19 protein-coding genes and 7 pseudogenes are annotated in these 25,212 nt (G+C 66.1%); 11 read left to right on the top strand and 15 right to left on the bottom strand.

The genetic code is table 11. From position 1 onward, the window contains the following. Window positions 1–389: 389 nt before the first annotated feature. A complete protein-coding gene (locus M2163_RS01415) occupies window positions 390–695 on the bottom strand; it encodes an antibiotic biosynthesis monooxygenase (RefSeq protein ID WP_280854911.1) in 306 nt (101 codons plus the stop codon). 601 nt (window positions 696–1,296) lie between these two features. Between M2163_RS01415 and M2163_RS01410 the strand changes: the two genes are divergently transcribed. Beyond that, window positions 1,297–2,112: a glycosyl hydrolase gene (locus M2163_RS01410; protein WP_280892912.1), complete on the top strand. Its 816-nt coding sequence runs from the start codon at window positions 1,297–1,299 to the stop codon at window positions 2,110–2,112. A 14-nt stretch (window positions 2,113–2,126) separates the two neighbouring features. Here the strand turns inward: M2163_RS01410 and M2163_RS01405 are convergent. The 3 genes and pseudogenes from M2163_RS01405 to M2163_RS01395 form a co-directional block, all read right to left on the bottom strand. Further along, window positions 2,127–2,339, bottom strand: a pseudogene (locus M2163_RS01405) (RNA-guided endonuclease TnpB family protein); the annotation flags it as partial. An 833-nt stretch (window positions 2,340–3,172) separates the two neighbouring features. Continuing rightward, on the bottom strand, window positions 3,173–4,648 hold the full coding sequence (locus M2163_RS01400; RefSeq protein ID WP_280892911.1) for a cytochrome P450: 1,476 nt from the start codon (window positions 4,646–4,648) through the stop codon (window positions 3,173–3,175). Window positions 4,649–5,501: 853 nt separating this feature from the next. Next, window positions 5,502–5,591, bottom strand: a pseudogene (locus M2163_RS01395) (3'(2'),5'-bisphosphate nucleotidase CysQ); the annotation flags it as partial. Between the two features lie 80 nt (window positions 5,592–5,671). Between M2163_RS01395 and M2163_RS01390 the strand changes: the two are divergent. Continuing rightward, window positions 5,672–6,226 carry a TetR/AcrR family transcriptional regulator gene (locus M2163_RS01390; RefSeq protein WP_280854914.1) on the top strand — a complete coding sequence of 185 codons (555 nt, stop codon included), beginning with the start codon at window positions 5,672–5,674 and terminating at the stop codon, window positions 6,224–6,226. A gap of 419 nt (window positions 6,227–6,645) precedes the next feature. On the opposite strand, the gene M2163_RS01385 is transcribed toward M2163_RS01390, so the two are convergent. Both M2163_RS01385 and M2163_RS01380 read right to left on the bottom strand, forming a co-directional pair. Further along, window positions 6,646–7,674 carry a hypothetical protein gene (locus M2163_RS01385; RefSeq protein ID WP_280892910.1) on the bottom strand — a complete coding sequence of 343 codons (1,029 nt, stop codon included), beginning with the start codon at window positions 7,672–7,674 and terminating at the stop codon, window positions 6,646–6,648. A gap of 118 nt (window positions 7,675–7,792) precedes the next feature. Continuing rightward, window positions 7,793–8,260: a MerR family transcriptional regulator gene (locus M2163_RS01380; RefSeq protein WP_280892909.1), complete on the bottom strand. Its 468-nt coding sequence runs from the start codon at window positions 8,258–8,260 to the stop codon at window positions 7,793–7,795. Between the two features lie 152 nt (window positions 8,261–8,412). On the opposite strand from M2163_RS01380, the pseudogene M2163_RS01375 reads away from it, so the two are divergent. Then, window positions 8,413–8,528: pseudogene (locus tag M2163_RS01375) on the top strand (alkene reductase); the annotation flags it as partial. Window positions 8,529–8,545: 17 nt separating this feature from the next. Here the strand turns inward: M2163_RS01375 and M2163_RS01370 are convergent. Beyond that, window positions 8,546–9,535 (bottom strand): YafY family protein, encoded by a 990-nt coding sequence (locus tag M2163_RS01370; protein ID WP_280892908.1) that lies wholly within the window; start codon window positions 9,533–9,535, stop codon window positions 8,546–8,548. A 93-nt stretch (window positions 9,536–9,628) separates the two neighbouring features. On the opposite strand from M2163_RS01370, the gene M2163_RS01365 reads away from it, so the two are divergent. From M2163_RS01365 to moaA, 3 genes and pseudogenes are all read left to right on the top strand, one after another. After that, window positions 9,629–10,027 (top strand): VOC family protein, encoded by a 399-nt coding sequence (locus M2163_RS01365; protein ID WP_280892907.1) that lies wholly within the window; start codon window positions 9,629–9,631, stop codon window positions 10,025–10,027. Window positions 10,028–10,627: 600 nt separating this feature from the next. Then, window positions 10,628–10,777 (top strand): annotated as a pseudogene (locus M2163_RS01360) (IS110 family transposase); the annotation flags it as partial. A gap of 145 nt (window positions 10,778–10,922) precedes the next feature. Next, the gene (moaA, locus tag M2163_RS01355) at window positions 10,923–11,912 is read left to right on the top strand and encodes a GTP 3',8-cyclase MoaA (protein WP_280892906.1); all 990 of its coding nucleotides are present in this window, start codon (window positions 10,923–10,925) and stop codon (window positions 11,910–11,912) included. Here the strand turns inward: moaA and M2163_RS01350 are convergent. After that, a pseudogene (locus M2163_RS01350) lies at window positions 11,909–12,031 on the bottom strand (IS630 family transposase); the annotation flags it as partial. The gene moaA and the pseudogene M2163_RS01350 sit on opposite strands and share 4 nt — an antisense overlap. A 15-nt stretch (window positions 12,032–12,046) precedes the next feature. On the opposite strand from M2163_RS01350, the pseudogene M2163_RS01345 reads away from it, so the two are divergent. Beyond that, window positions 12,047–12,222, top strand: a pseudogene (locus tag M2163_RS01345) (IS5/IS1182 family transposase); the annotation flags it as partial. Here the strand turns inward: M2163_RS01345 and M2163_RS01340 are convergent. From M2163_RS01340 to M2163_RS01325, 4 genes and pseudogenes are all read right to left on the bottom strand, one after another. After that, window positions 12,208–12,341: pseudogene (locus M2163_RS01340) on the bottom strand (IS3 family transposase); the annotation flags it as partial. The pseudogenes M2163_RS01345 and M2163_RS01340 sit on opposite strands and share 15 nt — an antisense overlap. A gap of 406 nt (window positions 12,342–12,747) precedes the next feature. After that, window positions 12,748–13,074: a WhiB family transcriptional regulator gene (locus tag M2163_RS01335; protein ID WP_280893133.1), complete on the bottom strand. Its 327-nt coding sequence runs from the start codon at window positions 13,072–13,074 to the stop codon at window positions 12,748–12,750. A 503-nt stretch (window positions 13,075–13,577) separates the two neighbouring features. Next, the gene (locus tag M2163_RS01330) at window positions 13,578–15,713 is read right to left on the bottom strand and encodes an ATP-binding protein (protein ID WP_280892905.1); all 2,136 of its coding nucleotides are present in this window, start codon (window positions 15,711–15,713) and stop codon (window positions 13,578–13,580) included. Next, window positions 15,710–16,510: a hypothetical protein gene (locus M2163_RS01325; RefSeq protein WP_280892904.1), complete on the bottom strand. Its 801-nt coding sequence runs from the start codon at window positions 16,508–16,510 to the stop codon at window positions 15,710–15,712. The genes M2163_RS01330 and M2163_RS01325 overlap by 4 nt, the downstream gene beginning before the upstream one ends. A gap of 552 nt (window positions 16,511–17,062) precedes the next feature. On the opposite strand from M2163_RS01325, the gene M2163_RS01320 reads away from it, so the two are divergent. Then, a complete protein-coding gene (locus M2163_RS01320) occupies window positions 17,063–17,725 on the top strand; it encodes a transposase (RefSeq protein WP_348542150.1) in 663 nt (220 codons plus the stop codon). Between the two features lie 9 nt (window positions 17,726–17,734). On the opposite strand, the gene M2163_RS01315 is transcribed toward M2163_RS01320, so the two are convergent. Both M2163_RS01315 and M2163_RS01310 read right to left on the bottom strand, forming a co-directional pair. Beyond that, window positions 17,735–18,070: a transposase gene (locus M2163_RS01315; protein ID WP_280892903.1), complete on the bottom strand. Its 336-nt coding sequence runs from the start codon at window positions 18,068–18,070 to the stop codon at window positions 17,735–17,737. Between the two features lie 152 nt (window positions 18,071–18,222). After that, window positions 18,223–18,558, bottom strand: a complete 336-nt coding sequence (locus M2163_RS01310) for a transposase (RefSeq protein ID WP_280892902.1) — start codon at window positions 18,556–18,558, stop codon at window positions 18,223–18,225. 441 nt (window positions 18,559–18,999) lie between these two features. Here M2163_RS01310 and M2163_RS01305 point away from each other — a divergent pair, with 441 nt between their 5' ends. Then, on the top strand, window positions 19,000–19,182 hold the full coding sequence (locus M2163_RS01305; RefSeq protein WP_280854924.1) for a hypothetical protein: 183 nt from the start codon (window positions 19,000–19,002) through the stop codon (window positions 19,180–19,182). 99 nt (window positions 19,183–19,281) lie between these two features. On the opposite strand, the gene M2163_RS01300 is transcribed toward M2163_RS01305, so the two are convergent. Beyond that, window positions 19,282–19,518 carry a hypothetical protein gene (locus tag M2163_RS01300; RefSeq protein WP_280892901.1) on the bottom strand — a complete coding sequence of 79 codons (237 nt, stop codon included), beginning with the start codon at window positions 19,516–19,518 and terminating at the stop codon, window positions 19,282–19,284. A gap of 290 nt (window positions 19,519–19,808) precedes the next feature. Between M2163_RS01300 and M2163_RS01295 the strand changes: the two genes are divergently transcribed. Together M2163_RS01295 and M2163_RS01290 are read left to right on the top strand one after the other, a co-directional pair. Next, window positions 19,809–22,136 (top strand): LuxR C-terminal-related transcriptional regulator, encoded by a 2,328-nt coding sequence (locus M2163_RS01295; RefSeq protein WP_280892900.1) that lies wholly within the window; start codon window positions 19,809–19,811, stop codon window positions 22,134–22,136. 489 nt (window positions 22,137–22,625) lie between these two features. Then, window positions 22,626–25,193, top strand: coding sequence for a LuxR C-terminal-related transcriptional regulator (locus M2163_RS01290; protein WP_280892899.1), 2,568 nt, complete (start codon window positions 22,626–22,628; stop codon window positions 25,191–25,193). Window positions 25,194–25,212: the final 19 nt, after the last annotated feature.

Raw genomic sequence — 25,212 nt, 5'->3', positions numbered from 1 at the left:
TGGTGTATTCCGACCCCGCGCGTCTTCGCCTGCCAGGCCGAACCTCGCGTGCTCCGATGCGCACGGCAGGCTCACCCCGAGGCACTGCCCCAAGCATTCGTGGCTGCGCAACGGGTTCCCAGCCCCGGGCGGCCTGGCAGGGCCCCGGGAGGCGAACTACCGATGCGCACCCTGCGCGAGCAGTCGCCGAGCATGACCAGCCTGTTCGCGCTGTCGATGGTGCTGTTCGACCGCACCGACGAGCAGGAGGTACTCGAGCTCTTGGCCGAGGAGCGGCGGGGGCGAAGGAGACAGAGGATCATGACGACCCAATCGATCGCCGGTCCGGTGAATCGGGCTCCGGCCGGGACCAGTCCGACGCGCCGGGCGTGGACAAGGCGGTTTGGTCTTCAGGGCAGTTTGTGGGCCAGGACGTCGAGTTGCTCAACGGAAGGAGGTTGGGCGAACAGTTCACCGGCTCGTTCCATCAGGGCGCTGCCCAGGCGGCCGGCGAGGTGTGCCTGGCGTGCGTCGTCGTGGGGGAAGGCGTCGAAAATGGCGAAGGTGGACGGGCTCAGGCGTACAGCGAACCAGGCGACGGTGCCGGGCTCCTCCTGCACGATGGCAAGGCCGTCGCGGAGTAAGGCGGCGACCTCTTCCTCCTTGCCGGGCTGGGCCTCGACCTGTACGTGCAGCGCGACGTTGATGTCAGCCATGAGGGGACTCCCTTGAGGTGCTCGGTCGCCGGGACCGGCCGGTCCCGGCCGTGACCGGTTGGCGTCGAACGAGTCTCCTGTACGGTCGCGCCGATGCCTCATATTGCTCAGTTTTTCCTTTTGTATTTTTAGGAGACTTTTATGTGTGAATTTCTTTAAAAGCTGTTGTCTTTTCGATCTTGAGGGATCCAGCGGCTCGGGGCGGCACCGGCATCGGGCTCGCCTCGTGCGATGGGTTGCCGAACTGCACGGCGGAAGCACCGACGCCGCCATATCAGCCCAGGGGGAGCACTCGTGGAACTCACACTCTTTGAGTGCGTTCCTTCCTGACTGTCTCAGCGTCTTGATCGTCTCCTCATCGAGACCGCGGCATCGTAGAGTCGTGAACAGACACTCCAGGCGTATGTGTGCCGACGCCCCCCAGCCACCGCGTCAAAGCGCACCGATCAGACGCCTCGCCAGGGCTGCCGCCGCGCTGGTACTGCTCGTGACAGTCACTGCGCTCGCCGGCGCGTGTGCCGGCCCAGAACCTGACACGCGCACCCCGCTGCAGGCCCCTGCCTCGACGCCAAGTCCATCGACGGCTCAAGTAACTCCTCTCGTGCCTGCGCACGGAGCGCTTCTCGGTCACTACTACGGTGCGGGTTCGATCGCCCAGACGGACGCCCGTATCGGACGCAAACCGGCGGTGCATCTCACCTATTACAGCTGGCTGGACGACTGGGCAGGTTCCCCGACCACCCGCGCGGACTTCGCCGACGGGCGCATTCCGCTGGTCAACTGGGAGCCGTTCGGCGCCGACTTCGACGACATCGTCAACGGCGACCTGGACGCGACGATCCGGCAGCGCGCGGACGGTGCCAAGGCACTGGCCAAGCCGTTCTTCCTCGACTTCGCGGCCGAGATGAACGAGGAGGAAGGCTGGGGCGGACACGACCCGAAGAAGTACATCGCCGCCTACCGCCACATTCATGACATCTTCGTGCAGCGAGGCGCGACGAACGTGGTCTGGGCATGGTGCCCGAATGTCACCGACAGTCCGGAGGCTCCGTCGGCGCTGGCCTATTACCCCGGCGATCAGTACGTCGACTGGACCGGCGTCGACGGATACAACTGGGGCACGTCCGATCCGGACTTCCAGTGGCAGACCTTCTACGATCTTTTCGCCGACGTCTACGCCAAGCTGGCCGCCAAGGGCAAACCCATCATCATCGCAGAGACGGCCTCCGACGAGACGGGGGGCAGCAAGGCGGCATGGATCAACGACGTCATCCCGACACTGATGACCAAGTTTCCCCTGATCAAGGCCCTCGTGTGGTTCGACGTAGACAAGGAACGCCACTGGCAGATCAACTCATCACCCCTGTCTCTCACGTCGTACCAACGCATGGCAAAAGATCCCTATCTCAATCCTTGACTTCCTCCCCCCGTCTATAGGCGGGGGGTTCCAGCGGTCGTCCGCTGGGGTTCCTGCTTCACCGACGACCGCCCCATCCGGGAGGCCTCCCGTTTAGGTCTTACGTCATCTCCACAGGCAGACACCACCGCCAGCCCGGCGGCCAGGATGTCGTGTGCCGCGTTCACGTCGCGGTCATGCACCGCGCCGTAGGCATACGTCCACTTGCGGAGGTTCAGCGGCAGTTGGGTGACGGCACTGTCCGGACCGACACCGTTCCGCTCCAGCAGCTGCGGAGCGTGGGACTGGACGAGGGTGGCCAGGCGTTGCTTCGGCTCGTTGCCCTGGGCCGTCAACTGCTGGAGACGCTCGGCCGGCAATTGGAGCGTGATCAGTGTGGCGTCCAGGACGTTGTCATGGCCGCGGTGATCGCCGCCGGAGGCCAGGTTGATGGCCTGGGTGCGGACTTGCTGGCAAGGTCCTTTGCCAGCTTGTACATGCGCGCGATCCGCACCGGCTCGTCGCCTGCCTTGGCCGTGGGTGGTGGCTCTCCCGGAGAGGACAGCCCGCGCGGCCGCCTGAGCATCGACGGTGTCGGTCGTGCCCTGCTGACGCTGGGCGGTCTTGTCGGGCCGGTTGACGTCGAAGACCTGGATGCCGTGGGAGAGCAAGTGGCGTGTCAGAGCCGCACCGTAGGATCCCGTGCCTTCGACGCCGGCACGGGGCAGCCCGCCGAAGGACCGGGCCCAAAGCAGGAGTTCGCGATACCCGGCCGAGGTGGCGGGAGGCCCGCCAGGGAGGGAGCAAGACCGCGGACGTGCTGCACGAACACCGCGTGGGCCTCAGCATCAGCAAGAAGGACGCCAACGCATGCGTCCGCCACGCCGAGTGCAAAGCGGCGGGGTTCATCCACGGCCGAGACCACAACGTGGGGGCTGACAACGAATTCGGTCCTCGCCCCGCGGGATCACCTGCTCGCCACGCGGCTGACGCTGGTGGTGATCGAGGCAACCTCGGACTACGGCATAGGGCAGGTCTGACCGTGCTCCTCGAAGGCGTCAGGGAATGTGATGGTGCGCGATCACTGGTCCGAGGCGGATGCAGGGTGCAGCCGCACGTTCAGATGGGTGGGGAGCACAGCCAGGGTCACTCGTTCGCCGACCGGTCCGGCGGATGTGTCGGGCTCCACAGTGAAACGGTGACATGTCATCGCGACGACCAGCGTGCTCTCCATGAGGGCCAGGTTACGGCCGGGGCAGAAGCGCGGACCGCCGCCGAACGGCATGAACGGTTGTTCGTGCGGAGACGTCCGAGCCGCCGAGGACAGCCAGCGCTCGGGGTCGAAGCGTCCGGGGTCCGGATACCTGAGCGGGTCACGGTCCGAGCCGTGAGTCAGCAGGACCACGATGACCGTGCCGCGCCCGATGTGCAGATCGGTCGTGCCGTCACTGACCGTGGTGTCGGTCACGGCCTCCAGCAGCACGAACGGCGAGACCGGGTTCAGCCGGATGGTCTCGTTGACCACCGCCGCGGCGTAGGGCAGCCGGGCCAGGTCGGCCGGTTCGGCGGGGTAGCCATCGGCGCCCAGGACTGCCTCGGCCTCGGCCCGCACCCGCTGCTGCACCTCCGGGTGGCCGGCGAGGTGGTGTATCGCCCAGGCGGTGGTCGCGGCGGCGGTGTCCTCACCGGCGATCATCATGTTGAGGATCGTGCCGATCACGTCCCCTTCCGTGATGTGCTCGTCGTTGTCGAGGCTCGCCCTGGCCAGTGAGTCCAGATACGTGCGCGGCTTCTCCCCGGCGCCCATCCGGTGCCGGGAGTCGGCGTAAAGCTCCCGGATCAGCGCGCCGGCCTCGGCGACGACGGCGTCCACGCGGCGGTCGGCCGGCAGCCTCACCCAACGCCAATAGGGAACGGGACTGTTCATCCGCTTGGTCAGAGTGTCGAACACCAGGGGCAGTCGCTGGTGCAGCCCGTCCTCGTCGGCCCGCCTTACCGCGTCCAGGTCGTGTCCCATCGTCAGGGCGACCGTCACGTCGAGGGTGTAGCGCATCAGATCCTCCAGCACGGGCACGCGTTCACCCGCCATGGCCTCCCACCGCTCCCTCAGCCGCCCGGTCGACCGGGCGATCGCGGAGTAGGAGTCGCGCAGCTGAGCCGAGCTCAGCCCGCGCGTCGCCATGCGGCGCAACCGCTGCCAGTCCGCGCCCTCGGAGTCGAAGAGTCCGGACGCCCCGAGCTCCGCGATCAGATCGGACAGCGAGCGGGCGCGGCGGAAGGTGTCCGGCCGCTCGCGCAGCACCGTATCGAGGATGGCCGGTGCCGAGGTGACGACGGCGTCCTTACGGCCCAGCCGTACCCGGAAGGTCGGACCGAAGCGGTCCCGCCATTCGTTCAGGGTCCGGTGCATGGTTCCGCCACGGGCCAGCGCCGGCAAGTGGCCCAGCAGGGGCAAACCCGGCGGCTCGGGGAGATCGGACACGGTCAGCCGTGAACGGATCCGACCATCCTCGCCTTCCTCACCGTGCTGACGAGGGGTGGCAGAGGGGACGTGCATGATGCCTCCAGTAAGGTTGACACCTGTTAACTTCCCTGGAGTAAACACTTCTTAGCCGCCTTTTGTCGAGTTCTGCCGACCTCGTACAGCGGCCTGCGACCGCCCCACCCGTGGCGCTCCACCCGACGGTGCCGACAGAGCAGCACGAGGCGGAGCCGGAGGGGCCTCCGCCCGAGGGGGCACAAAGGTCCTGGATGCAGGGTGACCGAGATGTTGGGGACCAGTACGACCTCGTTCCCGCTCTGAGAGTGAGAGGGGATGTCACGGCGGCGTTGAAGGGGACGGGATGCTCTGGCTGCTTAAGGTCCGGGACTGGTTGTGCCGTGGCGCTGGTCGATGTCGGTGGGCACGGTGTCGTCCAGCCGTGATCCGAGGCGCGGCTCTGGACGCCCGCACAGCCATGGAGAAGGCCTTCGTATGCGAGCGACTGCTGGCCGCTTGGACCGAACTGCGTGCCGAATCCGACCGTGCGGCGGATCGAGATGAGCGTGCGCGGACGCCCCGGTCTGCGGTTCGGCTCACACGGAGGGTCGACGGTGGTCAGACATCGCCCCTTCGGTAGCGAGTCGTGCGCGAAAGCGGCCGCTGGGGAAGCCAGGAAGGCGAATCGCGGCACTCTTCCGGCTCGGCAGGCCGCCCGGCCGGGGTGGTCGCCGCGAAAGCGTGCGTCTGGTCGCGCATCCCAGCGTTGGCAGACGCACGGACGCCTCCCGGGGCAACCGTGTCGACGCCGTACGCCTTGGGGCCCTATTCGATTGGCCCTGGGCGAGTGAGTGATCCGAGCACGGCCTTGGTGGCCGAGGTAAGCGCGATCCCCGGTATGCCCTTGCTCGCCGCGGCCGTGGTCAGATTAGGTCACCGCCCACTCCGGCAGGGGGTGCAGGTGGTTGGCGTTGCCTTCGGCCGTATCCACGACCCACCATTCGCCGGGTGGCCGAGCCCCATCCCTGGCCTGGTCGCGCGGGGCCCACCGTTCGGGCGGAGCGGGTATCGTGCAGGAAACTCAGAGGACGAGGATGGCGCGTGCAAGCTGGAGGACTGTACTCCGAACTCCTGGCCGCCGCCGTCGAACTCGCGTCGCCGCGCTTGGCCACGGCTGTTCCGTCGCTGCGTGCGGTGGCCCGCGCGTGTGGAGTGTCGGCCACCGCGGTGTACCGGTATTTCTCCTCGCAGAGTGATCTGAACCGGGCCCTGCTCATGCGTATCGACTCCGTCTTCATCGACGCGATGACTGCGTCCGACGATCCGGGACTACCGCCGCTGGAGCGGCTACGTCGTTACGCCCATGCCTACGTCGACTGGGGGACGCGGCACCCCGGCCTGTACCAGCTGCGTTTCGAAAGTGCCGACCAGTTGGGCGCAGATTACGTCCGGACCGGGGCCGCCGACGAGTTGCTGGCGGGGATCGACGCGCTGCTGCGCGCCTGCGGGGCGGGTCCGGATGTCACCGCGGAGGACATGTGGTGTGGCCTTCACGGCCTCGTCTCGCTCCGTGTCCACAAGCCCGAGCGCGTATGGTCGGTTGGCCTGGAGGCGCAGATCGACAGGTTCTTCACGCTCTGGGGTCTGGACCGCTGAGCCCGGATCCGCCGGATCGATGCCTGTGGATGGTTCTTCCGGCAACGAAAGAGTGCCTTGTGACCTGTGGTGATGGGGTTTCTCCAGGACCACGTCAGCCACGATCGGAAAGGCACCCTACGTGACCGGGATCGCGATGTCGGTCGACGGCGGGCGACGCGTATGAGGGTCATCGCGTCCGGCGTCCGACGTCCGGCGGATCGGCCGCCGCACGGCTGTGCGCGTTTTCTTGTCGCTCAGAACTCCCGGCGATCTCGTAGAGCCAGCACAGGCCCTTTTCAGGAGTCCCCGTCGGGGCTGTCTTCGAGGGCGTGTACCGACCGTCAGTACCGGTGTACCTGACGGGCTCTTCACGCGTGAGGGTGAGGTGGGGCGCCGCTCGCGGGCGCCCCACTCCGTCAGAGGCTCCAAGCGGAAGATCAGTGGTGGGCGTACACGTAGGGCTTCAGCGCGGGCTCGTCCGCATACACCGGAGCGTTCGCGATGTTGGTGGTCGACGTCTCGTTGAAGCCGGCCAGGTCGGTTTCGTAGGTGGACGGGTTGACGCCCGGCATCAGGGTCTGCTTGCAGATGGAAGACGGGATGTCGGCGGCCTTGGCGGGACCAGGCTTGGTGATGGCGTCCATGGCGAGGGCGTAGGCGACGGGATCGCTGGTTCCGATGGCGATGTGGTCGCTCGTGTCCGCCGGGCAGATGTCCTGGAGTGAGATGTTGGAGACGCGGTGGGCGGGGCCGCGAAGGTCGGTCGTGCCCTGAGGAGTGACGAACTGGTCGTGCGTGGTGGACAGCGAGGTGTAGGAGATGCCGGGGAAGGTCTCCTGGCCGGAGTTGGTGGCCTCGATGAACTTGGCAGTCGTCTTGAGCTGCAGGTTGAACGCCGGACCGTTGCCATGGGGGTACAGGTCGTCATTCTGGCTCGAGCCGTGGTTCAGGCCGGCAAGACCCACGTAGTCGGCGACCATGGCTCGGGTGTCGGGCCAGAAGCGCAGGGCGAAGCGGGCGCTGACGCCTCCCTGGCTGTGCCCGATCAGGGCGATCTTCCGGCCGCTGAGCTCGTGTGTGTGGCGTATGGCGTTGACGATGTATTCGGCGGACCCCTGGATGTCGCCGACTGAGTTGTTCGGCAGGGTGACGGTGCAGTACGGGTAGCCGGCCTTGTCCATGGCGGGCAGCCAGTTCCAGGCGTACGCCTCCGGGCCGATGCCGGTCGGCGGAACGAACAGGGCGACTTCCTGGTGGGCGTTCTTCACGGTCGGGGTGCACTTCACAGCCGACTCCAGGTCGTCGGTGGGTACCGACAGACGGGGTCCGGGACGGTTGATCGAGGCGTACCGCGTGGTGGAAGCGCCGGAGCCCGCGTTCGAGGTGGTCGGGGTGGCGGCGATGGCAGCCGGCGCTGCGGTCGTGGCGAGCAGCGCGGCACAGAGGGGAAGGAGCAATCGCTTCATGCCGAGGACGCTAAAACCTCACGCGTATGTCAGATGCAAGGTGAGACCTCGCAGATGTGACGGTTGTTACGCGCAGGACTTCGGCGCGGCGCACACTGCCGGATACCTGTTCCCGGGCTCAGCTCCGGGCGCCCACCTTGCGTGACGGCCAGGCTGCTCGTGCACGAGCGTCGTCCCGGGGTGACTTGGGGCGTGGGCATTCCGCCGCGGACGGAGTGGTTGCGTTGAGCAGCGACTCACGGTGAGCGCGGGCCACGTCCATCATGCGTTCAAGCGTGTCTCGAGCCAGACGAAGCTCGTCGATCTGTGCCGTGATTCTGCTGTGTTCGCGGGCCATCCGCTCCAGGGCCGCGTCGGAGTTGTGTGTGCTGGGGGAGTCGGCGCACGGCATGAGGTCGGCGATGGTCCGGCTGGACAGGTTGGCCGCGTACAGGCCCTGGATGAAAGCGACGCGGTCGGCGTCGTTCTCCGTGTAGTGCCGGTGCCCGCCGGTGCTGCGGGTACTGGTGAGCAGTCCTTGCTCTTCGTAGTAGCGCAGTGATCGCACGCTGACTCCCGTACGTGCGGCAAGCTCTCCGATGCGCACGGCTACCTCCTTTGACGGTCTCCGCACCTGGAGCGTGTAAGCGTTGTCACACCGTGCCGGGGCGCTTTCGACTTGCATCTGACGTCTGTGTCAGATTTTAGCGCTGTCCTGTGCTTCGAAACGTTGGGGCACCGAGCACGAAGGAGAAGCGAATGCCGTCCCTGTTCAGCGCCTACCCCTGGGCGGGCTGACTCTGCCCAACCGGGCTGTGATGGCCCCGATGAGCCGGGGCAGGGCTGCCGCCGGTGGTCTGGCGACGCCTGCTCTGACATGGGTTCATCGCTGTCATGCTTGGCGGGCGTAGGACGTGAGGCGATCGGCGAGCGCGATGACGAGGTCGCGTAGTTCATCGGGGCGCTCGATGACGAACGGCCGGTCGAGTGAGGCGAGCAACCGAGGCAACCAGTCGAGCTGCTGCGCCCGTAGATCGACGCGCAGCCAGTGCTCGGCCGCCGGGTCCTGGCCGGCCGCAGGCTCGGGGTCCTCCAGGCTCGCGACGCTGGCGGGGAAATGCGCGCGGATCTGCTCAACTGTCCCGTGGATCCGCAAGGTCACCTCGTGCCGGTACTCGGCCGTGGTGAATCCTGACAACACGCGCTGTGCTGGATCGGGACCCACGGGGGCGTCGAATGAGCCGGGCAGGGTCCGCGCGTCTGCGATGCGATCGAGCCGAAAGGTTCGGTCCTCGCCGATCTGGGCGTCCTTGCCCGTGGCGTACCACCGGCCCCCATGGGCGACGATCCCGTAGGCGTGCAGTGTGCGTTCGCTGCGCCGTCCGTCGCGGTCGGTGTAGCGGATCGAGACCGGTCGGCGGTGGCGCACCGCGTCGGCGATGGTGAGCAGGAGCCCGGCGTCCAGGTGGTCCAACTCGCCGGGCTGATCCGTGAAGGTGAGAGCTTCCAGGAGTGTGTCGAGCCGACGGGCGATGTGCTTGGGCAGCACCCGCCGGATCTTCGCTGACGCCGTCTCGTTTGCGGTGCGCTCCGTCGTCGTCAGCCCTGCCCGGCGGCCGGCGACCAGGCCGAGCAGCACCGCCAACGCCTCGTCGTCGCTGAGCATGAGCGGCGGCAAGCGGTACCCGGGAGCCAGCCGGTACCCGCCGTAGCGGCCGCGCACCGATTCCACCGGCACGTCCAGGTCGATCAGCTGGTTTATATACCGGCGCACGGTGCGCCCTTCGACGCCGAGGCGGTCGGCGAGCTCGGCCACAGTCCGGGTGCCGCCCGACTGCAGCAGCTCCAGGAGTGTCAGCACGCGGCCGGTGGGTCGTGGCATGTTCGCAGCCTAACGCAAATATAGGACCGATTCTGTCCGCTATTTCTCCTAGCCTGCGAGGTGTACGCCTCCCGCACAGCCAAGGAGATTCCTATGGACTTCGTCTCGATCCGCATCATCACCAGTGACGTCGCACGCCTCCTCGAGTTCTACGAGCGAGTTACAGGGGTCCAGGGGATACGGGTCACGGAGGACTTCGCCGAACTCAAGACCGCGGGCGTAACCCTTGCGATCGCCAGCACCCGCACCGTCCCGCTGTTCGCCCCGGGCTCTGCCCGCCCGGCGGAGAACCACAGCGTGATCACCGAGTTCCTCGTCGACGACGTGGACCGCGTTCACCAGAACCTGAAGGGCTTCGTCACCGATTTCGTCAATGAGCCCACCACGATGCCCTGGGGCAACCGGTCGCTGTTGTTCCGCGACCCTGACGGCAACCTCGTGAACTTCTTCACCCCGGTGACTCCGCAGGCCATCGAGAAGTTCGCAAGCTGACACCATGCACAGCCGCTCACGCGGGAGCCCCGGGATCCCAGGGCTCCCGGTGAACGCGGCCGTCGAAATCAGGAACGCCACCGGCACGGGACATCGGAACGCGCCGCTGACCTCCGAAGGACGTCCGCGTTCACGTCTGCGGGTCGATGCCGGATGTCCGATCGCACACGTCGCGGCGGAACAGGAATCTCCCGCCGCTGCCAGGCCAGCCGGCAGCCACCGGTCGTGGCGGCCAACATAGTTCGGGGCATGCGGACTTCCGCGCCCCGTGAGCAATTCTCTGCAGGGTACGAGGCCGGCTGCCGCAGTGTCTGCGCACGGGCTGCCGGCTGGTCCATGTGCCCTCCGCGGGCCGGGAGCCACACTTGAGACCGGCCCGGTGGAGGTCATCCACTGTGGTCGTCCGGCTTGAGGTCGGCCCTCATCCCTTTGCGTAGGAATGCCGTCAAGGCCATGTACTCGTTCACGGCCTTCGTGCCCAGCACCTGAATGTTCGTTCCGCTGATGATGACCTCTCGAAGGGCTCGCCTCGGCAACCACACAACAGGCACAACGAGCGTCGACCACCTGCGCTTGCTCGCATGGCCCGTGGGCGGTGGCTGCCGTCAGCTCTCACGCAGTCTTGAGGCAGACATCCTCGCCGCCGGCGAGTGGATCCTGCGCGTCCCGCTCAAGCTCATGGCTCACTGCCGCCCCGCCGCCCGCGCCTACGGCGAGTCCGACCCCATCGACGCCCTGGCCGCAGCTCGCGAGGAATAGCCAGCCCATCCGTGACACGACGCGGCCGTGCCGCACCTCACCCGGTCGGGCCGACGTGCTTGTCAGTGCGGTCACGTAGGCTCGCACGTGACAGGAAAAGAATGCTGTGACCGATCCGCGACGAGGGAGGGGCCACGTGCTTACCGACACCTACGGCCGAGTGGCCACCGACCTGAGGGTCTCGCTCACCGACCGCTGCAACCTGCGGTGCACGTACTGCATGCCGGAAGAGGGCCTGCAGTGGCTGGCCAAGCCCGACCTGCTCACCGACGACGAGATCGTCCGCCTGATCGACATCGCCGTCACCTCCCTCGGCGTCAAGGAGGTCCGCTTCACCGGCGGCGAGCCTCTCCTGCGTCCGGGCCTGGTCGGTATTGTCGAGCGGGCCGCCGCGCTGGAGTTCCGCCCTCGGATGTCCCTGACGACCAATGGCATCGGCCTCAAGCGCACGGCCGCGGCCCTGAAGGCCGCGGGCCTTGACCGGGTGAACGTCTCCCTGGACACCCTGCGCCCGGACGTCTTCAAGACGCTCACCCGCCGGGACCGCCACAAGGACGTCCTCGAAGGTCTTGAGGCCGCCCGCGCCGCGGAGTTGACCCCGGTCAAGGTCAACAGCGTCCTGATGCCCGGTCTGAACGAGGACGAGGCCCCGGACCTGCTGGCCTGGGCGGTGGAGCACGACTACGAACTGCGTTTCATCGAGCAGATGCCCCTGGACGCGCAACACGGCTGGAAGCGCGAGGGCATGGTCACCGCGGGGGACATCCTCGCCGCCCTGCGCACCCGCTTCGATCTGACCCCGGAGGGCACCCAGGAGCGCGGCTCGGCCCCCGCCGAGCGCTGGATCGTGGACGGCGGCCCGCATCGCGTCGGCGTCATCGCCTCGGTGACCCGCCCCTTCTGCGCCGCCTGCGACCGCACCCGCCTCACCGCAGACGGCCAGATACGCACCTGCCTGTTCGCGACAGAAGAGACGGACCTGCGTGCCGCCCTGCGCTCGGGTGCCCCGGACGAGGAGATCGCCCGCATCTGGCGTGTGGCCATGTGGGGCAAGAAGGCTGGCTCGGGCCTGGACACCCCCTCTTTTCTGCAGCCGGACCGCCCCATGTCGGCGATCGGTGGCTAGTCTTCCGAGTCAAGAATTCGGTTCGGATAGCTGGCGAGGCGTTCGAGGATCTCGTCTGCGGTCTTCGCCCGGACGTAGGGCTTGGGGCCGGTGTTCCATGCGGCGATCCAGGCCCGAATGCCCTTCTCCAAGTCCTCAAGCCCGTGGTGGAGGGTCACCACACGAGACAGGACCCCCACTGCGGCCGGTACTTCAAGCCCCAGCGCCTTCATGCCGACGAGGCATACGACCGGTCCGATCTGCGCGAATGGTGCGAGGCAAGCGGATCGGCGTGCCGATCGCGCGCTGGGGCGTCTCGACAGACCGGCTCGACTCCGAACATCTCACGGTGAGCGTCCATGATGGCTACGAGCGTTTCGACGGCCGGTCGAGCTCGGCCGCGAAGAAAGCCGACGCCGCCTTCAAGATCTCATTCGCCTGCCGCAGCTCGGCGCTCTCGGGACTCAACCGACTGATCTCCGCTGGCTCCTCGTTGAGGCTTGGCTAGAATGTTCCGTCGCAGGCTTGCGAGTCCGGGCACAGGCTGACCGCCTTCCACCTTCGCAACCGGCGACTGCTCCGGGTGCGGCCTGCACGACGTGGACTGGGTCACCGTCGGCGGCGAGTCAGGCCGCAACGCTCCGCTGGGGCACGCGGCCTGCGCGAGCAGTGCCTGGGGTCGCGGTGCCGTACTTCTCCTCGCAGCCGAACGTCGGAGACGCCGCGCGGCGCAGAACGGCCCTGCACCTCAGACCGCAGGGCGTGCGCGGGAACGGTTAGCTGACGTAGGCGGGCGGTGCAAGCGCGGCCTGGTACGACGGACGAGTCGTGGCGTGTGTGTCTGGTGTACGGAAGGTCAGCAGGCTCGGTGCGGCGTGTGGAGCGACTCGCCGGCGCAGGCCGGGGGAGTGCTCTGCTGCTGCGCGCGGGCGTCCTCCAGCAGGCGCTGCCATGACGCGACGGTCGGACGACGGCGCAGCAGTGCCCGCCGCTCACGCTCGGTCATACCGCCCCAGACTCCGAACTCGATGCGGCCGTCCAACGCGTAGGCCAGGCACTCGGTGTCCACGGGACAGCCGGTGCATCGAGCCTTCGCTCGATGCTGCGCGGCCCCCTTGACGAAAAGGTCGTCCGGATTGCCGGTCCGGCACAATCCGCGCTCACGCCAATGGGAATCCGGTATCACCGAACTGTTCCTCTTCTCGTATCCGGCCCGCGGTGAGGCCTCGGACAATCACGTAGCAGGCATGTGACAGTACGCCAGGGCCCCACGGTGCAGGTGTGCACCGGTTGGAGCCTGCACACGTGTGAGTGGCGAGGACTTGCCCGCGCGGGGAGACCAGCTATCCGACGCCTCGCACGGATGGGCGTGGATGGCGCACTCAAAAGGCCGACTCCCCAGCTCCGCAGGGTCGTTGACTCCATGGGCTGTTGCTCCTCGACGGCATCCCCTTCAACGCCCAGGGAGGGCAACCGCCCCGACGACACCGCACGAGGCCGACCCGGAGTTTCAGCACAGTCTGTGGCCGCGTGCTCTCCGCTCGCTGCGGGCGGGGCCACGATCGCACATGTGGACAGGCCTTCGGGCGGCGCCGCCCGTCTGATCGCTGAAGACTTCTCGCCCGATCGGTTGGGCCTGAGCAGTGTCGCCGCGGGCCGTCGTCCCCCTTCTGGTATTTGCGGTGATCAGCTTGCTTCGACCGGGTTGGCCGGGCGACCCGAACGGGGGTCCCCAGCGTGCGGAACGGCGAGGCGGTCAGCTGTCAGGGTCGTTTCGCGTTTCCACAGTTGCCAGCAGACCTGTTCGATGCCTTGTTTGAGGTAGCGGCGATATGTGCTGAAGGACAGTGACAGTTTGCGGGCTATGGCCTGTTGCGTGCTGCCGCCCTCCAAGTAGGTGGCACGGACCACCGCCTTCTGCTGTTTCGTCCTGGCGCCTTCTGCGATGGCTTCGATCGCCTGCACGATCAGGTGTCGCAGATTCTTTTCCGGGTCACCAGGCAGGGAAGCGACGAATGTGGCGCGCAGTAGCGGATTGGCAGCCATACGTTCCGACCGGTGCCAGTTACGCAGGGCGTCGTGCACAGCGAGGTCAAATGCAGCTCTGGACAGGCGGGTTCGGCGCGGGTATCTCACACTGTCGTAGCGTCGGGGTCCGGAGACCACCTGGTCGTCCAGCATGCTGATCCATTCGTCCATCCCCCTCAAGCCCCAGTCGTGTTCCCATAGCGTGATGCCTTGCCCCATCAGCAAGGGGGTCCGGGGCAGGCGATGAAAATCTGCGTACTCCAGCAGGCGTGCCGTCGAGTCGTCCGAACCCGCGACATGGAAAGTCCACTGCAATTGGTCTTGGTTCAGGATTTCCCGGGTGATCCGGGCCATCATCCTGGCCAGGACGGCCGGCCGCTCCGCAGGGCGTCGACGGACGAGGGCGAAGCGGATCAGTTGCACCTGTTGACCGGACCGTAGTTCGCGGTTGGTTTCGACGTGGTTGCGGATGTGGGCGACCACGGGATCGATAGAGGTCTCCACCGCATCCCAGCGATCAAAGGTCAACAGGCCGATACAGCCAACGATTTCTCCCGATCGGGCTGATCGGTATAGGCGGAAGCTGTTCGGCCGTCGGTGGAGCCAGAAGTTGAAGATCTTGACACTATCGGCGTCGAGTACCTCATCTGCCATGTCCAGGGCTGCGGAGATGCCTTCGGCGCCGAACGTGCTCTCGTGTGTGTGCTCGTCGCGATCGGTCCAGTCGAAGCCAGGCAGCCATCTCCCCATGATTTGAACGTGGTTGAACATGGCAGCGGCCTGTAGGGAGGCTGATTCAGGACCGCTGCGAATCAAGTGGGTTACATGAGCCCGCACCTCTTGGTGCATCGACCGATAGGAGCTGGGCGCCCGCCATTTGAGATCCTTGTCCAGCGCCTCGCCCACCACGGCCAACAAACGCAGACCGGAGCGGCGGCTTACGGTGTAGGGCTGCCGCCGCATCCAGTCGAATACCTCGTGCGCGTGGTCGGGTAGGAACAAACGGAGTGCGTCCTCCGTGACCTCGGTCAGGTGTGCACAGATTTCGAGGGCTCGACGATGGGCCAGCGACGGAACAGTGCCCACCACGCCATCGAGAAGCTCTTCGACGACGTGTGGTGAAGGCTGCCAATCACCCATGGTGGTAGAACCTGGGTCGCGACCAATCACGCGTAGAACCAGGGGGTGACCGCTGGCGAATGCGAGCCTGGCCCTACGGTCGGTGATCCGGCCGCGGATCGTGGTGTGTAGGAGATGCGCTGACTCAGCCGGATGCAGAGGGTGCAGAGGAAGGATTTCAAGTGTGTCGGCCCATGTCGGATCGGTCTGCCACATCAGGCTGGGAGGACGGCGGCTCGCGAGTACCACCAGCGAGTCTCGGGGGAGTCCAGCAAGGAGCCGGTCCCTCAGCCAGCCTTCCGGACGGTCGAGACGGTCCACGGCGTCGACGAGTACGACGATGCGCTCCGCTGTGGCGACGTCCGACGCGACTTCGAAGGCCTCCTCAGTCGGGTTGATTCGTCCCGCGTCGACCTCGACAACGTGCAGGCCGCGCCGCCTGGCCTCGACGGCGAAACGTTGCAGGAGCGCTGTCTTGCCGATTCCCCCGGGGCCGTGAAGCGCCAGGATCACGAGTGAGCCCGTGTCACGCTCCAGCGCAGCGCCAAACCGCTCCAGTTCTTCCTGCCTGCCTACGAAAGACCGCAGTAACTTGTTCTGTCGTAGGCGTGCGTCGGCTGCACTTGATGACTCGTTGAATGAGTTGCCGTATGCAGGGCTGCTTGACTCGCTCATCGCTCAGTCCAACTGGCCGCTTCGGTGTGCAGGTGGATCCCTTGACAGGCGAGTGCTTCTGCTCTTCGGTCGGTGGGAGGCCAAGCAGGATTGACTGCCTTGTCGATGAAGCCAGGTTCATCCATGCGGTCTTTGAGGGGTGAAGGGCTGTTGAAGACCCCGATGGATGCCGCCCGTTCGCCATTGGCCTCCAGCCCTGTGGCGATCTCGAACACGACGGCCGCTGCGAAGGCGCATCCGGCAAGCACGTACCGGCCGTGTGGTTCTACGTGGGGGATGGCCGCAGCGTCTGACCGGGTCGTATCGGTGAAGTTGCCGAAGGACTTCCCTGCAGGACTGAGGCCATGCGCTCGTAGGGTGTGAAAGGGGCGCTCGTGCGTGCAACGCTTCGCCATGGCCTGCGGTGGCGCCACAGGGGCGTCGCTCCTGGCGGTGTTGTACGGCGCAGCGATGAGCTGTGCTGGTTCATGCATGCTGGGGGCTCGCAATACGTCGAGCGCCGGTGGTTCCTGTCCGAGCCTCGTCCGCGCTGTCCGTGCAAGCCGCAGCGTCGAGTGATATCCCATCCAGGTCGTAGACGCCGCTCGTGGCGTTGAACGTGGCGAGTCGAACAGTTCGGCGTGGATGTTTGCCAAAGCGGTTTCGGTCGATCCTTCGGGATAGGTGTTCTTGCCGACTGCCTCGCCGACCAGAGCGACGATCACCCGGTGCATCTTCTGGTCCACGACCGTCGTGGTGGACAGGGCAGCCAACTGCTTGAAGTCGCTGGCTGGCGGCATGATGGGGAAGACAGTCACAGAAACCGGGTGACAACTTCGGACACGGCAAGCACGGTTTCAAGCTGGTGGCTGGAGCAGTCAACACCGTTGACGAGGATGCCGGCCTTGCTGACCCCTGTCGGCGTCAGGCGCCCACACCTGTAGGGTCGTCGGCAGGTCGGGAAGAGAACACACGTCCAAGGCCCGCGGCACCCAGTCTGGCCAGCCTCATGGTGCCTCCGAGTCGACGTCCGGAGATCAGGAGGGAAATCCAACTGAGCACCGCGCAATGGGCGATGACGCCGAGTGAGGCGTCCAACCGTCCGGCCTGCATGAACGACGCCCCAATGCCGCTGGGGATCGTGCTGCTCACGGCTCTGGGCCACTGACCGCCCATTCCGGCGACGAGTTAATCGATGGTCCAGATCCGCCCTGCGCGAAGAATGCTGCCGGTTTCTAACGAGGCGGCGATGCCGATGTTCAACGCGGCCGGCAGGCTAAGCCCGGCCCTGTGCGGTCCCCGGAGCCAGTGCTCCCCCGACGACTGCGAACGCGACACGCTTGAAGTGCAACCGAAGAAAGGGAGGCGCGATGACACCTTCGGGAGGGTTCACGGCTCTCTTCCGGATCCGGTGTGAGCAACGTGACCACGCTCGACGATGGGTGATCGGACTTGATGGGAACGCTCGCCATATGTTGAATCTAGCTTCGCCAAAGAGCACCGTCAAGATAGAACGTTCTATCTTATGCGGACCAGACGTGCCACGGACGACCTCGCCAGCATTGCTCTGCACAGCGACCTGTTCGCGCTTCCTGATCGGCGGCCGAGCCAGTCAGAGGGGTGACAGCCCCATGTTCATCCCCGTGCTGGACGGTTTATGGATCCCGCGCCGCGGACCCGGCCGGCCGCGTCGCCGTCCCGATCGTGTCCGCGGCGACAAGGCCTACTCCAGCCGCGACAACCGCGCCCATCTGCGGCCGCGAGGAGTCAAGGCGACCATCGCCCAGCCGCCCGATGACCGGCGGTCCAAGCGCAGGCGCAGAGGCCCAGCCGGCGGGCACCCAACGGTCTTCGACAAGGCCCAGCACGGCCGCCGCAGTGCCGTCGAGCGGTGCGCGACCAAGTGGAAGCAGTTCCGCGCTGTCGCCACGCGCTACGACAAACGCGACTACATCTTCAATGGCACCCTGACCATCACCGCGACCGTCATCTGGCTCCGCGACACAGTCCAAGAGCCATCAGAAGCGCCCTGAGGTCCGTCTTCAAACGGATCTTGCCCAGATCAGGAACGACGCGAGGGTGACCGCCGCTTCGTAGGGGGTGGCGGTCTTCTCGTATCGGGTGGAGATGCCGCGGAAGCCTTTGAGCTGGTCAAAGCAGCGTTCGACGATGTTGCGTTGACGGTAGACCTGCCGGTCGGCCATCGACGGCCGCCCGCCGCGGCTGCCGCGGTTGTGCAGGTGTCGCTGCTGGTCGGTCTTCTCTGAAATGGTTTGCCCGATGCCGCGTTTGCGCAGGTAGGAGCGAAAGCCATAGGCCTTGTCTGCGATGGCCTGGTCAGGCCTGCAGCGGGGGGCCCGGGTCGGGGCGAGGGGCACGGATGCGCTCCAGAAGCGGTCGCGCGCAGATGTTGTCGTGGCGTTGGCCGGGTGTCACCAGGACTGCGAGCGGGCGCACCTTGCCGTCGCAGGCGAGATGGATTTGGGTCGTCACTCCATGATGGTCCGGTTCGTCCGGCCTGTTGGTTGCCCTATCGACCTGTGGCGGCGGCATGCTGGTGCGCGCGGACGATGGTGGAGTCGATCTGGACGAGCCAGTCGATGTCGCCGGCCGCGTCCGCATGAGCCTGGACCTGCTGAAGAGTTCTCGTGAACACGCCGTCCAGGGCGTAACGGCGGAAGCGGGTGTGACGGTCTGCCAGGGGCCGTAGCGCTCCGGCAGGCCACGAGCTCCCGGTCCGGATCTTGTCAACCATCCCGTTGCTGACCTGCCGGTCCGACACCCGCAGCCGGCCGGTCGCAGCCCGCGGTATCAGCGGAGCGAGTAACTCCCACTCCGGATCGGTGAGTTCATGGCGGCGTATCAACCCACCATGATCCGCCGCCCGATGATCTCTGAAGACGGACCTAGGTCTGATAGATCGTGTGATGGATGCCTGCGGTTGGGCGGATCAGCGCAAGCTCCTGCTCGCAGCCCCGCTGGCGGTGTACGTCGTGCCGGGGCAGCACTGGGCTCGCACGCTCGGTACCGGGAGGTGATGCGCCATCCGCCACCGGCCGCGGCGCACCGCCAAGCCGGCTATTGCGCAGCCGAGTCGAGGCGCTCAGCAGGGCCATGAGCGGAGGTCCGCTGTGACGTATGACCAGCGCATCGGCTCTCACTTCGGCCGGTGTCGGCGTTCCCCGGCGACGAGCAGAGCGCCACTATCCGTAGAAGATAGTGGAGCCAAAGCACCGGGATTGCGACGACTCCTAGCTTCTTTACCAGAAGCCCCGGCAGGGATCTTCACTCAGGAAGGAAGCAAGAGATGAACAGCGTCGTCGCATTCAGGACCAAGATCGCCAAGGTTGTTGTCGTTGGCATCATCACCGTCATCCCTCTCATGGTCGCAGGGGCCGGCGATGTCGCGTCCAACCCACTGCACGCTGCGACCGTGCAGGCCGACGGTGCAAGTGGCGGCACGGAGGACGACACCAACCCCTGGACCTAGAACGTGTCCAACGTGGTGAGTCCGATGTCGACCCCGTATGAGGGGAGACGTGGAGTCGGATCGTGCCGGACGGCTCGTGAGATCACAAGGCCGTCGATCTCAGAGCCGAGCACGACCCTGGGGCGGCGGTACACCGAGCGTCGCATCTGATGAGGCACCGTTCGCAGCCATGATCCAGGTGTTGGTCAGCAGCTGTGGCTGACCAGTATGGGCGCCCTGATGAGGCGCCTCGGAGCTACCGGTGCACCTTCGTTTCTTGATCTGGCCCAATGCCGGGGTGTGGACCGGCTGCACCAGGCAATCCTGCACCGACGGGAAGACGTCGGCTTGATTCATGCCACCCCCGTAACGCACGGCACAGCTTATGCCCGGCGAAGGAGGGGCCTCCCACAGAGTCGTCCGCCGGGCGCACGAGGCATGAGGTGGGGATGTATTCATGTGGAAAGGATTTGTGAGTGATGACGGCCGAATCATCCTTGACCTTGCGAGATGCGACTTTTGGCCAGTCGAGTTGCGAAGAGGGCACACGCACGGGGATCAGAAAACCGTCTCCGAGGGACCGCGCGGAAGACTGCCGTCAACCTGCGTACCACCGACGGCTCGGTGCCGATGGACACCTTCCTGGGGTGCCGGCCCAGCTGGACAGTCTCATCGGACGGTCGGACGAGCTGGTGGAGCTGAGGCAGCTGGCGCGCACCACTCGGCTGCTGACCCTGACAGGGCCGGCTGGCGTGGGCAAGACCCGCCTGGCACTGGAACTGGTCAGGCTGGAGCAGCGAGGCAGGCGCACTGAGGTCCGGCTGGTGGAGCTGGGCTCAGTGTCCGAGGGCGAGCAGGTGCGTCGGCGTATCACCGCTGCACTCGTCCAGAGCGACGACAGGGGTACCGCGGTCGCGGGGACGAGGAGTGTGGCGAACACCGACCGCGATTGGCTGCTGGTGCTGGACAACTGCGAGCATGTGATCGACGACTGCGGTACGGCCGTCAGCGCGCTACTCCATCGCTATCCTCGCTTGCGTATCCTGGCCACCAGCCGTGAGTCGCTGCGGCTGCCCGGCGAGGTGGTGTACTCACTGAGTGGTCTCGGCGTGCCGGATCCGGCTGAGAACCAATCGCTCACCAGCATGCTCCGCTCAGACGCGGTCCGGCTCTTCGTTGACCGGGCACAGGCCGTTTCCGAATTCCAGCTCACCGATGACAACGCCGCGCATGTCGGCGCGCTCTGCGCGGGACTCGATGGGCTGCCGCTGGCGTTGCAACTGGCGGCCGAGATCGTAGGGACCTTTCCGCCGGCGCAGGTTCACCGCCTGCTGGACGATCGCCTGGCTCTACTGACCTGTGCACGACGTACGGCGGAACCGCGTCACCGAAGTCTGCGATCGGCGATTGGTTGGAGTTACGACCTGCTGACGCCAGAAGAGCGATCACTGATGCGGTCGCTGTCGCTGCTGCCAGGTGGGTTCGGTCTGGACGCCGCCGTGGTCCTCGCTGAGGACAAGGGCATTCCCGCGTCGGAGGTACCGGAGCTGCTCGTCGGCCTGGAGACCAAGTCTCTCATCGTCGCCTGTTCTGGAAGGGCGAGTTCCGCTCGTTTCCGGATGCTGGAGTCGATTCAGTGCTACGCCCAGGAGCGACTGCGCGCGGAGGGTGAAGAGCCACAGGTCTACGACCGCCTGGTCGACTGGTTCACGGAACTCGCGTGTCCGCTCCGCGACATGGCGCTGACGCCTGCTGCGAGTTGTCTGCGGCTGCAGGAGGAACGCGACAACCTTCAGCATCTGGTGCAGTGGCTGAGCGGAGGCAGTGACCCGCGCCAGCTGCTCCTCGTCGCAGCGCTGGCCCTCACGGACATTCACCAGGGACAGCACACCGCGCAGCACCGGAAAACGCTGGCCAGGGCGCTTGAATGTACGGCCTCGGCATCCGACGACCGCAGTACGGTCCTGGCGACGGCGGCGCTGCTCAGCGTGGCAGAGGGGGACTACGACGAAGCGGTTGGGCTGGCGCGGCAGGCCGTGAAGTTCGAACGCAGGCGCCCGCGCCGTCATGAACCTCGGCTCGCCCGCGCCGTGCTCGCACTCAGCATCGTCAGAACGACACGGGGCGACCAGGGAGCCAGGACCGATCTTGAGGAGTGCCTGGAGATCAGTACCGGGCTTGGCGATTCGGTCACAACGGCATTCTGCATGAGCCTGCTTGCGTGGCTGTCCATGCTGGATGGAGACGGGGCCCAGGCGGCGTGGCTCGTCGATGAGGCCCTCCCCGCCTTGAGAGCCGGAGCGGGCCCGGCTCCGCTGCGAGCGGCTCTCTGCATTGCGGGCATCCTTGCCTTGGACCGGCACGACCTCGCGGGAGCGGAGGCGTACTTCACGGAGTCGCTGCATGGAATGCACCACTCGGATGGAGCGGGCCTTGCACTGTGGGGTCTGGCCATGACCGCGGTCCGCGGCCGGCGGTTCGAGCGGGGACTTCGTCTGTGCGCGGCAGTCGAAAGGCCAGGTGTGTTCGCGCGTCCCGCGTGGCATCCCTGGTTTCAGGCGAGGCTGGAGGAGGCGATGGCCACGGCACTGAACGCGTTGCCGAAGGCCAGGGCCGCGGGGGCACTCGCTGTGGGACGCGAGATGGGACCGCGGCAGATCGTGGACTATGCCGTGAAGGGAAGGCTGGGCGTTCCCAGCGGGGTACAGAGCACTGAGCGTGGTACACACGGTATGGCCGGGAGCGACGATCCTCTCAGCCCGCGTGAGTGGGAAGTGATCGCCCTCGTGACCATGGGACTTACCAACCGCCAGGTAGCAGCGCGGATGCATCTGTCGGTGCGTACCGTCGAGGCTCATATCCGTAACATCCGTATGGCACTCGACCTTCGTTCCCGTACCCATGTCGCGGCGTGGGGTTCCCGGCGGGCGAACGCGATCCCGCGTGAGGCGCCCTCACTGAGCGAGACGGCCTGATGCCGGGGCGGATCTTCGCAGGAAGCGGTCGGCCCGCCAGAATGCGTGTCCTTCCAGGCGGATCCGGCGACCCACCGAGGACCCTGCCCAGGCCCGAGCCTTGTGGCCGACCGTGCCGGGGTTCTTCGGTGTGATACCGCGCTCGCGGGCGGCGTCGACGGATGTCGCGGACGGGTGTGCGGACGGGTGTGACGTCGTTGTTGGTGACCGCCGGTCCTGGACACACGCAGTGGGACGCCACCGTCGGTACCTTCCCGACCAGGCCGCGGCGACGCACGCTGAACTTCGAGTCCAGTGGCGCAGACACCCGTAGCCGGCGCGGTGATCTGCGGCGGGACCGACTTGGCTGCGCTGCGGGAAGCTTGTCCACGCCTTGCCGTACGAGTCTCCCCGCCGACGTCCTCGGTTCTTGGCCCCTACCGATCACGCGAGTGTTCCGTCACCGAAGTCTCTTTGTTCCTGGCACCTGCGCAGAAAAGGGATGCATCCATGACACCGACCGGATCAAAACGTCGCTCCGAGTACCGCAGGCTCGGCAACTCCGTCAAGATTCTGAGCCCTGTTATCCACCACTCTGGATCTGATGTCGTGGTCGCGCCTTTGCTGGGTGGCGGCACTGCTGACGTGGGTATATCGGAACTGTTGTTCTGCGCGGTATGTGCCAAGGCATTACGCACGCGCGAGCTGGGGAGCAGGATATCGGCGCATTACTGTTCGAACGCCTGCCGTCAGCGTGCCTACCGTCGTCGTCTGAAGGCACGGGAAGTAGGTGCCACGGCTTCCTATGGAGTACTCAACCAGCTGAGCAGCTTCGTCGGCCGCACCGAGGAATTGGCCGAGTTGGGACGGTTGTTGCGTGATACTCGATTGTTGACGCTGACCGGACCTGGAGGCGTCGGTAAGACACGACTGGCGGTCGAGTTGGCCGGGCGAGCGCGGCGTAGCGGGCGCTACGAGGTCATCCTGGTGGAGCTTGCTTCGTTGACCAGCGATGACCAGGCACAGCAGAGAATCGTTGGGGCACTGCGAGACGCTACCGAAAACGGGTTTTCGATCACGGCGACGCCGAATCTCTCCGGTCCCGGCACCAGCGACCGGCTGCTGGTGCTGGACGGCTGCGACCACATAGTCGAAGGCTGCGGGCGACTGCTGAACGAGTTGCTTGGCCGACTGCCGCGGTTGAGGGTGATGGTCACCAGCCGGCAACCGCTGGGGCTACCCGGAGAGACGGTGCACTCGGTCACCGGACTGGCCCAGCCCGATCCGGACGGACGGTTCTTGTTCATCGATCATCTGCGGTCGGATGCCGTTCGCTTGTTCATCGACCGGGCGCGGGCGGTCGTAGCAGACTTCCAACTCACCGAAGAGAACGCCGAGACCGTGGCCGCGATATGCGCTCGGCTCGACGGTGTTCCTCTGTTCATCGAAATGGCTGCTCGGCTGGTACGGGCATTTCCGTTGAGCGAGATCCACAATGGAATGCGTGACTGTCTTCCCCTGCTCACCGCTGGTTGGAGGACGGCGGATCGACGTCATCAGAGTCTGCGGGCGACGTTCGACTGGAGCTATGACCGGCTGACGCCAACGGAGCGGATTCTGTTCCGTCGGTTGTCGGTGCTGCAGGGCGGTTTCAGGCCGGATGCTGTTGCGGCTGTTGCAGTCGACGAAAACATTTCGGCCGCGATGCTCCCCGCTCTACTCGCGAGCCTTGAAGCCAAGTCCCTCATTACCCGGTACACCACCGACCGTGAGGATTCGACGCGGCTGCGGATGCTGGAAGCCATTAGACACTACGGACATGAAAAACTCTGTGCTGCAGGTGAAGAGCGGGGAACGTACAGCCGTTTAGCGCACTGGCTCACTGAGATCGCGAGGCCGATTCAGGCGACCGGGGTGACGCCGCTGAGAACGTTCGAGCGGCTGACGGAGGAGCGCGACAACCTCGCACACGTCCTGAGGTACTTGACGGACAACGGTGATGAGCGCAGGCACCTACTGGCCGTGGCGCTTGCCATAGCAGAAGCTCAGCAAGGCTCCAAGTACGCCACCCGCAGGCCGCTGGCAGGCACCCTGGACGCCACCGCTGCAGACCCACGCCATCGCAGCCTCGTGCTTGGCGGCATGGCGCTGCTCGCCTTGCGACACGGTGACCACGACGAGTCCGTACGTCGCGCGCGACAGGCTGTGCAGTTGGAACGCCGCAACGCCCCGGGACCGGCACTCATCCGTGTGCTGTTGCTGTTGAGCATGGCGACGGAGATGTGCGGCGACGAAGACACCGCCCTCGCGAAACTGCAGGAATCCTTGGAGATCAGCCGCCTTTTGGACGACAAGCTCAGCATCGCTGTCTGTCTGAGCAACCTCGCCCGGCATCACCTGGTGCGAGGGAACCTGGCGCGGGCCACACGGCAGATTGACGAAGTGCTCCCCGTGCTGCGTGCCGAGGCTCCACCGAGCTGGCTGCACATCGCTCTTGTTACGGCAGGTGCTCTAGCCCTTGAGCGCGATGACTGTTCGGCGGCGGAGGAGTATTTTTCCGGGCCACTGCGGAGTGCTGCAGACGATGAGTCCGGGGTCATCTACTCGATTGAAGGCATGGCAGTTGCCTCTGTGAGAGCCCGCCAGTTTGAACGAGGACTTCGACTCATCTCGGCAGCCGAGGCGCTCGGCAGGAAGACTGCGCAGAGCACACGACCCTGGTGGCGGGAGCTTGTCGGGGCGGCGAAGGCCACGGCGGTGAAAGCGTTGCCGCCGACGCGGGCCAATGCCGCGGTCGAAGCCGGCCACGGAATGCTGCGAGACCAGGCTGTTGCATATGCCTTGAGGCATGATCGCGCGTCGACGCCGGAGGCAGTCAGCGGCGACCCGCTGAACCGGCGTGAATGGGAGATGATAAATCTCTTGGCCGAGGGGCATACGAATCGGCTGATCGCTGAACACATGCACCTGTCGGTGCGCACGGTCGAAGGCCACCTCCGCGGCATTCGTACCACGCTCGGTCTGCGTTCCCGTGCCCACATAGCCGCTTGGGCCGCTCAGCGCAGACCGGCGGCATAAGGCCCTGTCCTGCGTGGTG

The organism is Streptomyces sp. SAI-135 (assembly GCF_029893805.1).
Lineage (GTDB): Bacteria > Actinomycetota > Actinomycetes > Streptomycetales > Streptomycetaceae > Streptomyces.
The sequence above is the reverse complement of the archived record's forward strand: the minus strand, read 5'-3'. Positions and strand labels throughout refer to the sequence as shown.